We start from the raw sequence: 15,789 nt of genomic DNA on the forward strand, positions 1-15,789 counted from the left end.
AAAATAGTATTCCTAACGATGCTTTTTCTTTTTGGACTTGATTTTTTCTTTTTTTATTCTTTTAGCGATTAATTTGAATAATAAAAAACAACCAATAAGTGTAGCAATAGTTACAAATCCTATTAGTACATAGTTGTTTTTTTCTTTATTTTCCAAACTGCCATAATATACGAAAGCTGCCCAATAATACGGTGATTTTTTGGCATTTGAGATGTTTTTGGTTTTTAAAAAATCGAGTTTGGCTTTTGCATTGGCCTCAAAATAGGAGTCATTTTGTTTGACATATTTGTAGAAATCCCCATGAATACGGATGTTGTATAATCATTTACTTTCCATAAAGAGAATAATAAGTTTTGAGCTCCTGCAAACTGAAATCCTCTGGCAACACTCATCGCTCCTTCAGATTTGTAGAGTTTACCAATTCCCGTTTCGCAAGCACTTAAGACAACCAAATTCGGATTTATGTCAAGGTGATATAGCTCGGAGTATAGGACTTCGCGATCGTAGAATTTAATGCTGGCAGGTGTTTCTATGTCTCCGGCAGTGGCATGGGTTGACAAATGCAGTATGGAATAACCTGAGGCATTATTTTTGAAGTTTTGAAAAGTGGCAGAATCATTTTCAAAAAAACGTCCTTTGAAACTGGTTTTAATGGATTGTAATTCGGTTTTTGAATAGGTCAATGCATAATTGGTCTTTTCAAAAACAGGAAAAATGCCCAAAACCGTTTTTTCTTTTGGTATAAAAGGTTTCGCATTTAAATAAAAAGTGGCCGAATTATTATAGGCAATATTGAAATCATGCAACAAATAATGCATTTTTTCAAAATTGGTGGTGTTTGACTCCTCGGTGATTAAAGCCTCAAACGGAAGAAAATCGAGAACGCCATCCGGTATGATTACTAAGTTTTTACAGCATGCGTTTTTGGGGAATTGTAATCTGTCATAGGCTATCTTTCCAAAATGATTGTAGCCATTTATGTCATTTGTAATAACATTGGCATCATTAAAATAAGCGATAAATTGCCAAAAATAAACAGAGTAGCGGGCATTATTGCTAAATGAATGTAATGCAATTTTTGGATTTTGAGATTCTCCCAAAACAAAATAATACATGTTCTCATAACCCGAAAAATAGTAAACCATGAACGCATCATCAGATTCGAGTTTAGAATACAATGCATTCAAATCTATCGATTCTTCTTTAAAGCTGCTGTTATTAGCCTGAAGTTCTTTAAGCAAAAGCATTGTTTCGTTTTGCTTTTTGATGGCTTTGTTTATTTTGTAAATGTTGGCGTATTCGCCTTTTTGTTGTTCTTTAAGGATTTCATTATTCCAAAATTGCAATTCTTGAATTTTTTGTTTTTCTTTTTTTGAAGCAGCTTTGTTTCTGGAAAGCTCACTTTTTAAAACACCCGATTTGGTGCGTTCAGCGAGTTGAAAAGCTTCTTCGATATAACTGATTTTGTTTTCTTTTTTATATAAAAGGTTATAAATAGCAATGCATTTTTCGGTTCGATTGCTCATCCGGACTTGGTTGATGATTTTTGAATTTTCATAAAGCAACAAACTACCCATTAACTCTTCGATAGGAAAACAAAGGCTATATATCTGTAATGCTTTCTTAGGTTGGTTTTGTTGGTTATAAATGTCGGCTTGTAAATCTAAAGCGTCGAGTAAAACGGTTTCGGCATACAAGGAACTTTGCAGTGGTACAGTTCTTTTTTGACTGCTGTATAAGGGAATTAAGGTTTGATAAACAAGCTGAACAGATTGAAGTGCTTGAGGTATTTTTCTTTGCTCATAAAACAGCAAAGCTTCTTCATAATATAACTTTGCTATGGATCGAACACCACGGTTTTTGGAGGAAAAGAAAAGGTTTTTTGCTTTTGCGAAATAGCTGTTTGCTTCTTCAAAATCGTTTCTTTGTCCGTTAAGGGATGCTAGGTTTCGATAGCAATTGGATAAAGCTTCGGATTGATTTTTTTCATTTTTTAAAAGCTCAACCGCTCTTTTGTAGCAGTCCTCTGCCTTGAAGAATGTTTTTGGTGCGAAGGATTTTTTTTTGGCGCTTAGCAAATAATTATTTCCAAGATTATTCAATAAAATCCCTTTTTGAATTGAGGAAAGTTTTGCTGTTTTTAAGGTGTTTTCTAATAAATCAATAGCCATGCTGTTTTTGCCAGAACTTTGATATACATTGGATAAGTTGATAATGGCCGCTATTTTAGCGCTTTCATTTTTCTCCTCGTTGGCAATAAAATAATAGTGTTTGATGGTGTTTTCGGCATTGTCATAATCACCCATTATTGTGTATAAATTACCTAATGGTTTTAGGCAATAATCAATAATATCGTAATCAGTGAGTTGGTAGGTTTGGTATGTTTTCCAAGCCTTTTCATAACTGGTTATGGCTTGGTTTGTTTTGCCAAATTCATTTTCGAAATAGGCTTTGTTGCAGTTTAAAATCACGATGGATAGCAATCCTTCTTTTGATTTTTTGTCTTGGTTTTTCCAAAAATTGGCTTCAATGGTGTTGAGGTTATTTATTCCTTCCAATGATGGATTGGCGACAAAATAATCGATAGCATCATAGGTTATATCTTCTTGCGTGTGTTTTTTTTGTCCGAATACATTCAGAGAAATTAAGAGGTACAAGAAGATTATTTTTTTTGGCATAACTTTTATCTTATTGGTGTTTTCTAGGGATTAAATCCTAGAACTTCCATATACCATACAACTGAATATAATTAAAGTTATTGTCAAAGTTGAGTACATAACGCGCTCCCAAGCTAGGACCAATTCTTGCAAAACCAGCTGTAAAGTCGAATAATAGTCCCGATTTTAATTCGGCAAACGAATTTGAGGATGTAGTGGTTGAGTATTCCGTTCGTATGAGGAACTTGTCTGAAGTTCCTTCGTAGACATCGGTTTTGATGTTTTGTGTTTGCTGTTCGGATACATTCATATTGATTTGGAATCCTGCCCCGACGCCAAAATAAGTGGAGATGTTATATCGGAACAATACTGGAATTTCCCAGTTAATATTTTTGTTTTCAATGGATGTGGTGATTTTTTTTAAATTCACTGTGCCTGCACTTTGATCAACTTTTTCTGAGAAAGTGGTTGCTCCATCATAAGACGTAAAACTATTTAAAAATTCGGCTTGCCCATAATAGCGATACGATTTGAAAGGAGAAACAGTGGCGCCAACAAAATAACTTTTGGAATTGTCTAAATTGGAGTAAAAGTTATAACCCGCTTTGGCTCCAATAGATATACCGGGAGTGAATCGGGTAGTGGCATAATTGGTGATTATGGGTTCGTTTTTGTCAAAAATAATAGCCGTTCTGCTTTTGGTTTTTATTTTATGGAAATCCTCATTGAATTTCATCGAGTATTTTACAAATCCTTTGGTGCTGTCAATTTCTTTTACATTTTTCTGGTTGCTTCCGGGCAAATAGATGTTTCTGAAAACGAAAAATATCTGGGTTTCTCTTTCAATAACGTCCAAACAACTGGTAGTTGCCACTTCGCCTTTGGGACAAATGGGACATTCGGGATACATGCTTTCAATTTTTAATGAAGTTTTGTCAAACATATCGGGAATATCAGTTTCGAGCTGAATTTTTCGGGCTGGACCTTCACCGTTGTTTTGGAAGCTGGTTTTGAATTTGACTCTTTTGTAACGTACAAATCTGTAATTCATGAAACTTCCGTTGGAGCCCATTTTGTTGGGGTCGTGGGAAGTGACAATTTCCATTTCCAGATTTTTTATTTTATGGTTTTTAAAACTTCGGTTGGGGACATAAATACTTCGCATCGTTATGGTGGCACTGGTGTCTTTGATCATTTGACGAGTGGTTTTGAAAGTATAAAAAACATTTCGGGTCTCGCCGGGATTGTGATCGTCTATTTCCAAAATGGAAACATCTTTATACATATTTTTTGCTGCTAATAAAGTGGAATCCAAATTGGTTTCATTGGTTGTTTCTCTATAATTTTTGGTGAAGGCCAAAGTGTCATTCGAAGCCAAATAACGGTTTGAATTATCGATATCATCTGCTGAAACAACATTGTTTTCTTTTACGGTTCTTTCATTAAAATAAGATCTTACTTCCTGTAAATCGAAATTGTTGTTTTTGAATTGCTTTTCATTGAAAAAAAGATAGAGTTTTCCATTAGTTACATAGTTTTCCAAATTTTCATAACTCACCACTACTTGTATTTCCTGTTCTGGAATGGGGTCGCAATTTTTAAAAATAGTCAATCCGCTTTGATCAGCAATCGATGCGATGTCTTTGTAATTGGTATCTTCGATATCATTGACTACTACTTTTTTCGGTCTGGTAGCCGGAGGTTTTCCGTTGTCATAATTATTGGTTACAGCCAGTCGTGCAGTATAAACTCCTTTGTTTTTATAGACATGTTTGGGTTCAGCTTCTTTACTGTAATGGCCATCGCCCAATTCCCACAAATAGGAGTAACTTGGTTTTGGAGCTCCCGCAATAGGAATTAATGGAGGTGTTTCGGGTTTGAAATTGACTAAATTTCCTTTTTGATCGTATCCTATATTTGCTCTTCGGGTAATGGTATCTTTTACTTTTACTTGTGCGTAAAAAGGGAATGCAATGATTAGAAAAAGTACTACTAGCGATTTGTTCATATTTGGTTATTTTGGTCAGTCATTATAGGTTTTGGAGCGTTCTAAAACGCGATTTAAATTCAAATTATTTTTTAAATGTAAAAAAAAGCGGTGAGCAAATCACCACTTTTTCTTCTTTATTTGAATTTGTAACTTATTGAATAGCATTGATTGCGGCTATTAATTGATCTTCGGTCCCTACAGTTGTTTCGGCTAATGTGAAAGTGTAAACATCATTTGCAGCTACAGTAACAGCTTTGATGGCATATCTCCATTGTCCATTCTCTTCGGTGGCAAAAATTACGTGACAAGCCAACCCGATTGGAATTTGACCGTAGTGCTCACTGAATAATCCTGCGGCAGTATAAGTGTCTAGTTTGGCTAGAGCATTTTGACCTTCTCCATCGTATGACAAATAGATGGCGCTATTGGTATTGTCATATCCTGTTGGTGCAGCAGCAAGAATTGTGGTTTTAGGTCTTGGGTCGCTGTAGAATTTATCAACATTGGTCCATCCAAAGTTTCCAAATGAAACATAATAGTTACCACCTTCTCCTTGTACTCCGCCTTTTCCACCGTTGGTGCCAGCAGCATCAGCAACGTTTCTCCAAACTAAGTTTTCCGGGTCTTCTAAATTACCTGTCCAAAGTAGCATTCCTGTTTCAATACCTCCGGTTAAGCTTGCTGGGACAAGAAGGGTCATTGTGGCTAATGATTCAAGTGCTACTCCGTCTTGGGTTGCTTTGATGTAGAATTCTCCGCCAGAAATCAGTAAGTTTTTCTTTCCATCTGTCGTTAATCCCATGGTAGGTTTGTTGGCTACTAGCATGTGTCCTTTGTCAAATAATTCAACATATTCGATGTTGATAGCACCGGTCACTGCGACTCCATTTTTTCTAAGATAGTCTCTGTTGATTATTAATTTTACTCCTTTCGCTGAAGTTAGGGTTACTGATCCAGAAGCTTCGGTGATTGTGAATGTTTGTTTTAATTTGGTTAGTGCTTCGGTTCTTACGTCTTTCAATTCAGAGGCAGTCGGTGGAACATTTTGAATTTCATTGTTATCGGTAATGTTGTCGTTTGTACAGCTTACCATTGCGATTGTTCCTAAAAATAAAAGAGCGATTGATTTTAAATTTCTGTTCATGATTTCTAAGTTTTTTAAATCTGTCTTGGAAATGTCCAAGAGGTTGTTTCAGATTCTGGTTGTTAATTATAGTTTCTTTTGTCTATATCAATTAAGGTTTGATATTGTTACCCTTGTTTTTGAAATTTCTTTTTTAATTCTAATTTCATTCTTATATCAACTTTAGTTTTGATTTGTTACCCTTGTTTTTATCATCGAGTAATTAAAGTCCAAAGTTTATTGACGAATGAGACTCCTATTTTTTTTAAATTTTCCATACTCTAAAAGTTTTAAAAAGTTCCAATTATTGATTTATACCGCTATATCAACTTGGTTTTATAATTGTTACCCCTTGCTTTGATTTTAGTTCGGAATATCTGATTTTACGTCTCTGCGTAAGGGATAGCAGTAAGCTACCGAAGTAGCACGGATAGCCCGACCGCATTAGGAGAAGAGGCCGAATATGCGCAAAGTCGAGTAGGCCTCTTGTTATAATGGGGTTACGCCCAAAGGTTTATTGGTATTTATAAAAGAGATCGGGTAATGGTTTTCTCTCTTTTTTTAGTATTTTCGGTAAAAAGTTTTTTTATGGCTCCAACGACTGTTCATCCCGATCAAATGTATATTGAAGGATTGGCGAATAATGATTCGGCGATTATTCATGCTATTTACAAGAAGTTTGTGCCAAAAGTGGTTCATTATATAAAGAACAATTCTGGTGATGAAGATAGGGCGCAGGATGTAATTCAGGAGGTGCTGATTTTACTCTTCAATCAGGCCAAATCGGGACAGTTACGATTGACGTGCCCATTTGATGCGTACTTTTTTTTGCTGTGTAAACGAAAGTGGCTCAATGAGTTGAAAAAACATTCGAATAAAGGGGTAACAATTAAAGACGATTTGACATCTATACATGAATCTGCTGATGAGATGGTTTTGCAGACCGAACAATTTGATGAGAAGCAACAACTGTATGATATGATGTTTCAAAAACTCGGGGAGAAATGCCAAGAGTTGTTGAAGTTGAGTTTTACGCTTCCATCGATGGAGGAAGTGGCCGAAAAGCTAGCGGTAACATACGGTTATGTACGTAAGAAAAAATCACTATGCATTGGTCAATTGACGCAATGGATTCAGGAAACCAATCGCTTTAAATCTATAAAAAACACCTAGCCATGAACGAAGAACACTTTTTGGAATTTGACGAATATCTTCAAGGCGAAATGTCCGTTGAAGAGAGATTGGCTTTTGAGCAACAGTTAAAAGATCAGCCTGATTTGGCTATGGCTTTTGAAACCTATAAAGAATTGCATCTTCATTTGAAAAATAAGTTTGGTCAAGTTGATGAATTAAACGATTTCAAGAAGAATTTGAAAGGGATTTCTAAGGAACATTTTAGAAAGTCCAAACCTAAGGTGATAGCATTGAAACCATGGTATTATGCGGTGGTAGCATCGGTTGCGGTTTTGTTTGGATTGTTCTTTTTGAATCAGAATTCGAATCCAACGTTTGAAGATTACAATCAGCCTGAAATGGCTTTTTTTACAGAGAGAGGGGAGGCGAATGATAATTTGAAACTAGCTCAGGATGCTTTTAATGCGAAAAGATATAAAGCTGCAATTCCGCTTTTTGAAACTATTTTGAAAGCAGATAAAAGTGCCGAGATTCAGTATTTTTATGGAGTGGCACTACTGGAAGAGAATAGATTGCCAGAAGCCGAAGCGGTTTTTACAAGTTTGGAGAAAGGGAATTCCATTTATAAAAATAAGGCGATTTGGAGTTTGGCTTTGACTAAATTGAAGCAAAAAGATTATAAATCGTGCAAAGAGCTTTTGTTGACGATTCCTGAGGATTATGAAGGAAATGATCAGGTGGATGCGTTGCTGAATGATTTGGATTAATATTCTATAACGGTTTTTTCGCGAAGATTCGCAGAGGATTACACGAAGATTCACAAAGTTTATTTTTAAAGATTCGCTGAGATATTAAAATCTTTGCGAATCTTTTTTTTCTTTGTGAATCTTTGGGAAATATTTTTTGCGCAACTCCTTTTTTGGTAAAGCCCGTTTTTTCGAGTAATTTTGCGGAATTAAAATTTACACTTGGAAACAAAAACAATACTTACAGATACCCACACCCATTTATATTCAGAAGAATTTGATTTGGACAGAAGCGAAATGATGCAACGCGCCATTGATAATGGGGTTACACGCTTTTTTGTTCCTGCGATAGATTCTACTTGTACGCAAAGCATGTATGATTTGGAACGAGATTATCCCAATAATATATTCTTGATGATGGGTTTACATCCTACTTATGTAAAGGATAATTATCTGGAGGAATTGCAGCATGTTGAAACTGAGTTGACTAAAAGAAAGTTCGCCGCTATTGGTGAAATAGGGATTGATTTGTATTGGGATAAAACACATTTGGTCGAGCAACAAATCGCGTTTAGAAAACAAATTCAGTTAGCCAAACAATATAAACTTCCGATAGTGATTCATTGTCGTGAGGCTTTTGATGAAATATTCGAAATTTTGGAAGAGGAGAAATCACCTGAATTGTTTGGAATTTTTCATTGCTTTTCGGGAACTTATGAGCAGGCCTTGCAGGCGATATCGTATAATATGAAATTAGGAATAGGCGGGGTTGTTACATTTAAAAATGGAAAAATAGATCAATTTTTGAATAAAATCGATTTAAAACATATTGTTTTGGAAACAGATTCCCCATATTTGGCTCCAATTCCTTATCGCGGCAAACGCAACGAAAGCAGCTATTTAATAAATGTTGTCGATAAATTGGCCCAAATATATAGCCTTTCGGCAAATGAGATAGCGGCCGTAACAACCGATAATTCTGCAAAAATATTCGGTATTTAATATCGATTTTCTGTAACTTTAATATTTTTTTTGTTCTTTTGTCCAACTAAATTGAAAACTAACAATGAATAAATTTGATGCGATTCGGTCTTTTTATGATTCCGAAATAAACGAAGGAATAATAAAAGTTATTGATCATCCGATGATGAAAGCTTTAATGAACTTTTGTTTTCCAGGAGTAGAAGATGAAATTTGGAAAGAACAGCTTCGCAAAACTCATTCAATTCGTGATTTTCAATGTAACTTTATTTATTATGGAGTGCAACAGGTGTTGGAGAAAAGCTCGGAGGGCTTAACCACATCTGGTTTTGAAAAGTTAGAAAAGAACACTGCTTATCTTTTTATCTCGAATCATAGAGATATCGTTTTAGACACAACTCTGTTAAACTCTTCTTTGTTTGAACATGGTTTGGATATGACTTCGTCGGCTATTGGTGATAATTTGGTGAAAAAATCTTTTTTAAAAACATTAGCAAAACTAAACAGGAACTTTTTGGTTCTACGTGGATTATCACCAAGAGAATTACTGGTGAGTTCCAAATTGCTGTCTGAATATATGGCTCAGTTGTTGTTACACGAAAATCGTTCGGTTTGGATTGCGCAACGCGAAGGAAGAACCAAAGATGGAAATGACGAAACCAATCCTGGGGTTTTGAAAATGATTGCCATGGGATCTGACGAACCTAATATAATGGATTATTTTAAGAAAATTAAAATTGTTCCGGTTTCAATTTCATACGAATATGATCCAACAGATGCTTTGAAAATGCCACAGTTATTGGCAGAAGCAAATAATGAAATTTACAAGAAAGAGAAAAACGAAGATTTCAAGACTTTGTTGAGTGGAATCATCGGGCAAAAGAAAAGAATTCACATACATATAGGTGATGTTCTGGATACTGAAATCGATGAAATTATCAAAAATGTAGATACTACCAACAAGCAAGTTCAAGCATTGGCTCAAGTAATTGACGATTCCATTTTGAGCAATTACAAATTGTGGACAACCAATTTTATCGCTTACGATATTTTGAACTGCTCGAATCGATTTTCTCATTTATATACCGAAAACGAAAAATTGCTTTTTGAGCGACGTTTGGAGATGAGAATTGATCACGAACATCCAGTTGCCAAACAAGGGTTTTTGGACATGTACGCAAATCCAGTTGTCAATAAATTAAAATATGTTAATGAACTCTAAACCTAAAATCCTCTTGATTTATACCGGTGGTACCATTGGTATGAGAAAGGATTTTGAGACAGGAGCTCTTAAGGCTTTCAATTTTAGTAAACTCCTTCATAATATTCCCGAATTAAAATTACTGGATTGCGAGATAGATACTTTTTCGTTTGAAAATCCTATCGATTCGTCCAATATGAATCCTGAGCATTGGGCCGAAATTGTTCGTACAATTGAGAATAATTATGCCAATTTTGATGGTTTTGTGGTATTACATGGTTCGGATACCATGTCGTATTCGGCTTCGGCATTGAGTTTTATGCTCGAAAATCTATCAAAACCTATCATTTTTACGGGCTCTCAACTGCCTATTGGAGATTTGAGAACCGATGCTAAAGAAAATTTAATTACAGCGATTCAAATTGCTTCTTTACAAGAAAATGGCAAACCGCTCATCAAAGAAGTTTGTCTTTATTTTGAATACAAATTATACCGTGGTAATAGAACGACAAAGATAAATGCCGAACATTTTCGTGCTTTTGTTTCTCCTAATTACCCTTTTTTGGTGGAGTCTGGAGTGCATTTGAAAATCAATTCGGAATTGTTTTTACCAGCAAATGATGGAACTTCTTTGAAAGTTCATACACATTTGGACAATAATGTGGCAATTATCAAAATGTTTCCGGGAATAAGTGAAACCGTACTGTCTGCGATTTTAAATATTGACAGTTTGAAAGGAATTGTACTTGAAACCTACGGCGCAGGAAATGCACCTACAGAAGAGTGGTTTTTGGCACTTTTGCAAAATGCAATAAATAGAGGTTTACATATTGTAAATGTTACGCAATGTTCGATAGGCAGTGTGAGTATGGGGCATTATGAAACAAGTACCACTATGAAAAAACTGGGAATTATCTCTGGAAAAGATATTACTACTGAAGCTGCAATTACCAAATTAATGTATTTATTGGGGCAAAATATAGCTTCGTCAGACTTCAAAAATGTATTCGAAACTTCATTAAGGGGAGAAATGCAATAATATTGATTTTTTACTTTCAAAATTCATTTTTTTTAATGTTCTTTGCAGACCCAAATAAAATAGAGAGGTGTCCGAGTGGTTGAAGGAGCTAGCCTGGAAAGCTAGTATATGGGTAACTGTATCGAGGGTTCGAATCCCTTCCTCTCTGCGAAAACAAGTGATGTTTCTCGCTTAAATCGTTTTAAAGTGCTAAAAACCTGCAAGTTATGAATTTGCAGGTTTTCTTTTTTTATACCCTGGACCTTCATAATTTTCAAAAAGGCTCCTATTTTTTGTGGCACATTCGTGGCGCAACGGGCTGGGAAAAAAAGTGTGCCACAAAATCGTTGTAACTGATTGATTTATAACATGTAAACTGCATTAACGACTTGATTTTAAAGAACTATAGTTCGACCTTTATTAACTTAAAATGTTGAATTATGTTAGAGAACAGTTTTGGATTAACTTTCTTTTTGAAGAGTCCGCGAAAAAAAACTAATGTCAGATCTATTTATTTAAGAATTACAGTTGATGGGATTCCTAAAGAAACATCTACGAAGTACAGTTGGAATGTAAACCGGTGGGATCAGAAATTGGAAAGAGCTACTGGAAGTAAGGAAGATTCTAGAGTATTAAATGAATTTTTGAATTCGCTGGAATTGAAAGTCAAAAAAAGAAAAACAGATTTGCTTTACAGTGACCAAACGATCACTGCGCAGAAACTCATTGATTACGTTAAAGGGAAGGTAGCTTCAAAAGCAAAAGTTTTAGAAGAGTTTCAAAACCATAATAATGAAGTCAAAGCGTTGGTGCCGAAAGAGTATGCTCCAGGCACGCTTGAGCGTTATGTAACAGCCAAATCTCATGTTAGTGATTTTATAAGGTTTAAATATAACGTAGATGATCTTGAATTCAGGGAGCTAAATTATGAATTTATAAAAGATTACGAGTTTTACCTTAAAACAGTACAAGGATGCAGCAATAACACTTCTTTAAAGTATATATCTAACTTTAAGAAAATTGTGCTCAGAGCCATAGCTAAAGAGATTATTACAACTGATCCTTTTAAGCTGTTCAAGGGTAAAAAGACCAAAACGAATAAAAAACCCATGACTGCAGAAGAGCTTTTTATATTGGAGGATCGCGATTTTGCCATAGAGAGACTAGAAGTAGTTAGAGATGTTTTTATTTTCCAATGTTATACGGGATTAGCTTATATAGATGTTTTCCAACTGAAGCTGGCAAATATTAAAATCGGTATTGATGGGGGACAATGGATTATGTCCGCGAGGCAGAAAACGGATTCCGAAACTAATATTCCATTGCTTCCAAAAGCTGTTGAAATTATGGAGAAATACAAAAAACATCCTTTATGCCTGAAACGTGGTACTGTCTTGCCTGTTTTGTCAAATCAGAAGATGAATGCCTACTTGAAGGAAATCGGTGATTTATGCGGTTTCAATTTCACATTGAACACACATAAAGCGAGACGTACTTTTGGAAGTACAGTTACGCTGAACAATGGTGTGCCAATTCATGTAGTTAAAGAAATGCTTGGTCATCAATCTGTTAAGCAGACTGAGGAATACGCATTAACAGAACAAGTGACAATTGGTAGGGAGATGCAAGTATTAAAGAATAGATTGGATAGGGAAAAAATTATTACCCGAGGTGAGGGGCTTTCTGTTCTCGAAAGAATGGAAAGGGAAATTCAAGAATTGAAGCAGCAATTTGCTACTGCTGATAGTGCGCAGAGTATTGTACATAATGCTGAAGAACTTCTGGATATAGATTTACAGATGGTAAAGTTACGTAAGGTTTTTAATGTATGATAAAAGCATTTTAATATTACCAAGGAACACTTAAGATAAATCGTGAGGCTTTATTGTTATTTCCACTTCGCTTCGATATCCTGGATGATAGGATGGTCTGTAATTGATATAGCCCATTTGCTGCAACTCCTTAAAGTATTTATGATAGGTTGGGATTGTGCTAATATGCGATAGTGACATTATCTTGCTACGACTCACTTTAATGATCCTAGTCTGTCCTTGCTTATAAGCGAGACAAAGAATTGCACTTAAGAGTGCAAAGTGCCAAACATTTAGTCTGTGATCTTCTTCTAAAAAGGAAAGGTACTTTAAAAGCTTTTTAAGTCTCATATTATTTTTTATCGTTGAACAGATTCATTAAATCTGATTTGTTGTAATAGTAAGATCCTAAAATTTTTTTGAAGCGCACTTTTCCAGTAATCCGGAGATTCTGTAACGATGCTGCAGACATATCCATTAGTTTCTTGACAACACGGCTTTTAATCCATTCTGGATTTAGGTCGTCATCGTCTTTATTCTGGTTGTTCTTTATAATTTGTTTGAATTGGTCTACAAGCAATAGACCAAATTGCCTTAAATCATCTTTATTTATATTGTCGTTCATCATCGCACCTCTCATTTATTGTTAATTGTGAGCTAAGTTATGGCGCAATGTTTTTCTTTGCTTAAAAGTGGCGCTTTGGGTAGCTTTTAGGCATTAAATGTCCATGCGTAGGAATTTAATAGGTAGAATTCCTCGAGGCTTTGCCTCGGGGTTAAAGAGGAAAATTTGAAAACCTTAGGTTTCCATAAAACTAAAATTTACTCTTTTCCGATTGATACCTCGATGACTCTGCCTCGGGGTAATTCATTTTTGGAAGTAGGGACTTTTTCAATGCCTTTCATCTAATAGCCTCATTTTTAATAATAATTCCTTATATGGAACTATTTATTATAAGAGAATCGTGTTAGGAGCACTGCAATTATTTTTTTAAATGAATATCCAAATTTAGATTGCGTTCAAGAGAGGTGTCTTTTGAAAGCATCTCTAAATTGGTACAGCAAACGCTCAAATAATCGTAAATCCTCGGTAACAATATTAGAAGTACCTGATATTTATTGCTGAAAAACGATTTGTTTTTTATAAGAGGTTTCTAAGCCGTTTGGTAAGGGAATTCTAATTAATAAATTACCTTCTTTGTCAGGAGTTAGCGAAATGGCTTTTACAATTCCTTTTACAATGTCAAATTCTCTATCAGGATAATTCTCCAATCGAATATTTACAATTTCCCCCACTTTTATTTTGCTAGAATTATGGGCAGTCGCTTTTATAATTCCAATATACTTTTTTCCTTGTTGGAATTATGGCAAAAACATTATCCCTAGGCTATAGTTTCATTGCAGAGATTTTTTCAATATTTAAATTACTTTGCTATCAAAGTGATAAAAAAATCGGTTTAGTTCTAAGTTGAACTAAATTTTATTGCCAAGGAATTTTGGTGTCATTTTCCCCATTAGATTTGTCTTTAATGTTAACTATTTAGTTTATACTATTATTTTTATATATATTATAAAAAAGCAAAGAATAATTATTATGAATTGAAAAGTGATTAAATAGTAAGGATATGTTTAATTTTTTTAGATTTATTAATCGTTTTATTGATATTTTTGCCTTGTTAATTTTTGATGGATTGATTTTATGTTTGTGAGATTAACTTTTATCAATTTTAGATTTTATGACTTTAGATAATTGGCCAAAATATATTCAGAAGTATCTTTTTCTTCTTAAAGATGATTTTTTTAAACTTCCTTATTTATTTAATTCTCCAAAAATAATGCTGGAGAGTATCTTAAAACTTCCAATAACGAATCATATTCCTTTAAAACAACTTATTTCTTTCAATACTGCTCTTTGTAAAGCAAAGATGTATTATCGTGAAATTGAGGATGGTTTTTGGATTTTGGAAGTGGATATGAGTGTTAAGGAAAATATTGTTACTAAATCTCGTTATGATAAGAATGAATTAAGTGAGTATTACTTGCTTACATTCTCAGTATTTGAGTACAAGTTTTCTTTTAAAGATAGTCAAGAGATATTACTTTTAAGTACTTGTTGGACTTTCAGTAAGCCAGAAACCAAAGTGTCTAGTTATTTTTACAAAGGAACAACTGGTAAATTCTTTAGTTTTGCTATTAGAAAAGATTGGGTTGATAAAAATTTTTCCTCTAAAAAATTCCAACACAGAAAGGCTATCAGGAACTTTTTAAATGCTAAAAAAGGGTCTTATACTTGGTTAGACATTGCACCGCAGGCGCATAATATAACGAAAGAGATTTCGATAATTTTGAAAAATGTGGATGATATACAATCTGATAGAGCGAGATTGAAGAAGAAATGCATAAACTTAATGGCTGATTTTTTTGATAACTCTTTTGAAGACAACCGTATTTTAGATAATATTTCCTTGACTAATTTAGACTATCATAATGTAGCCAAGGCAGAAAAAATTATTTTGCATAATTTGCAACTGCCTTTTATCGGTATCGAATCCATTGCAAAGGAAGTCAATACATCTCCTACAAAATTGAAGTCAAATTTTAAAGTAGTTTTTGGGTTCTCTATGTTGCAATATCATAAAGAGAAAAATATGCTTTTGGCTATGCAATTAATTCAAAATTCAAATATCCATATTCAAGATATTGCAGTTGTTACAGGTTATGATTCTGCTAGTCGATTTGCTTCTAACTTTAAAAAGCGCTTTGGAAAATTGCCTTCTGAGGTTCGTTTATGACTTTTTTAAAAAAAAAAGATGATATAATGTTTTTTTTCTTTTTTTTTCTTTATTGCTTACGAGAGTTTATGTGTTGAATTACAGTATTTTGTAAAATACTTAGATTCGTTTAAATATTTTTTTTCTTTCAAATAAATAGCTAAGTTTAGTCATGCTAATTATGTCCGAATTGACTATTCAGAGTTTTTTTTTTCTTCTATTTTCGTTGCCGAAATGAATGAATTATCAGGGATAAAAAACATACGCACCTGTATTACTCATAGTTCTTGTTGTTTTTTTTTGCTTCATTTAAAATTTATGGACAACTTTAATTAATGTTATACGCTTGGTTTTATT

At 34.2% G+C, this 15,789-nt stretch carries 11 protein-coding genes, 1 tRNA gene and 1 pseudogene; 8 read left to right on the forward strand and 5 right to left on the reverse strand.

What is annotated here, in order from left to right:
• Positions 1-12 precede the first annotated feature (12 nt).
• The 3 genes and pseudogenes from HQN62_RS19085 to HQN62_RS03685 form a co-directional block, all read right to left on the reverse strand.
• Positions 13-2,678: pseudogene (locus HQN62_RS19085) on the reverse strand (CHAT domain-containing protein).
• A gap of 37 nt (positions 2,679-2,715) precedes the next feature.
• On the reverse strand, positions 2,716-4,665 hold the full coding sequence (locus tag HQN62_RS03680) for a DUF7849 domain-containing protein (protein WP_173503365.1): 1,950 nt from the start codon (positions 4,663-4,665) through the stop codon (positions 2,716-2,718).
• Positions 4,666-4,798: 133 nt separating this feature from the next.
• Entirely contained in the window at positions 4,799-5,791 is a 993-nt protein-coding gene (locus HQN62_RS03685) for a hypothetical protein (RefSeq protein ID WP_173503366.1), read from the reverse strand.
• Positions 5,792-6,358: 567 nt separating this feature from the next.
• Between HQN62_RS03685 and HQN62_RS03690 the strand changes: the two genes are divergently transcribed.
• The 7 genes from HQN62_RS03690 to HQN62_RS03720 all read left to right on the forward strand — a co-directional run bounded on the left by HQN62_RS03690 (position 6,359) and on the right by HQN62_RS03720 (position 12,682).
• Positions 6,359-6,943, forward strand: coding sequence for an RNA polymerase sigma factor (locus HQN62_RS03690; RefSeq protein ID WP_173503367.1), 585 nt, complete (start codon positions 6,359-6,361; stop codon positions 6,941-6,943).
• Between the two features lie 2 nt (positions 6,944-6,945).
• Entirely contained in the window at positions 6,946-7,671 is a 726-nt protein-coding gene (locus tag HQN62_RS03695) for a tetratricopeptide repeat protein (protein WP_173503368.1), read from the forward strand.
• A gap of 201 nt (positions 7,672-7,872) precedes the next feature.
• On the forward strand, positions 7,873-8,652 hold the full coding sequence (locus HQN62_RS03700; RefSeq protein ID WP_173503369.1) for a TatD family hydrolase: 780 nt from the start codon (positions 7,873-7,875) through the stop codon (positions 8,650-8,652).
• Positions 8,653-8,716: 64 nt separating this feature from the next.
• Positions 8,717-9,853, forward strand: a complete 1,137-nt coding sequence (locus tag HQN62_RS03705) for a 1-acyl-sn-glycerol-3-phosphate acyltransferase (RefSeq protein WP_173503370.1) — start codon at positions 8,717-8,719, stop codon at positions 9,851-9,853.
• A complete protein-coding gene (locus tag HQN62_RS03710) occupies positions 9,843-10,871 on the forward strand; it encodes an asparaginase (protein ID WP_173503371.1) in 1,029 nt (342 codons plus the stop codon). Before HQN62_RS03705 ends, HQN62_RS03710 begins: the two co-directional genes overlap by 11 nt.
• A gap of 61 nt (positions 10,872-10,932) precedes the next feature.
• Positions 10,933-11,019, forward strand: a tRNA-Ser gene (locus HQN62_RS03715).
• 271 nt (positions 11,020-11,290) lie between these two features.
• Positions 11,291-12,682, forward strand: a complete 1,392-nt coding sequence (locus HQN62_RS03720; RefSeq protein ID WP_173503372.1) for a site-specific integrase — start codon at positions 11,291-11,293, stop codon at positions 12,680-12,682.
• Between the two features lie 331 nt (positions 12,683-13,013).
• Here HQN62_RS03720 and HQN62_RS03725 read toward each other — a convergent pair whose 3' ends face one another.
• Both HQN62_RS03725 and HQN62_RS18905 read right to left on the reverse strand, forming a co-directional pair.
• The gene (locus HQN62_RS03725) at positions 13,014-13,301 is read right to left on the reverse strand and encodes a DNA-binding protein (protein ID WP_254454472.1); all 288 of its coding nucleotides are present in this window, start codon (positions 13,299-13,301) and stop codon (positions 13,014-13,016) included.
• Positions 13,302-13,777: 476 nt separating this feature from the next.
• The gene (locus HQN62_RS18905; RefSeq protein WP_254454473.1) at positions 13,778-13,957 is read right to left on the reverse strand and encodes a hypothetical protein; all 180 of its coding nucleotides are present in this window, start codon (positions 13,955-13,957) and stop codon (positions 13,778-13,780) included.
• 440 nt (positions 13,958-14,397) lie between these two features.
• Here HQN62_RS18905 and HQN62_RS03735 point away from each other — a divergent pair, with 440 nt between their 5' ends.
• Positions 14,398-15,453, forward strand: a complete 1,056-nt coding sequence (locus HQN62_RS03735; RefSeq protein WP_173503373.1) for a helix-turn-helix transcriptional regulator — start codon at positions 14,398-14,400, stop codon at positions 15,451-15,453.
• Positions 15,454-15,789 lie beyond the last annotated feature (336 nt).

Origin of the sequence: Flavobacterium sp. M31R6 (assembly GCF_013284035.1) — a bacterium.
Taxonomy (GTDB): Bacteria; Bacteroidota; Bacteroidia; order Flavobacteriales; family Flavobacteriaceae; genus Flavobacterium.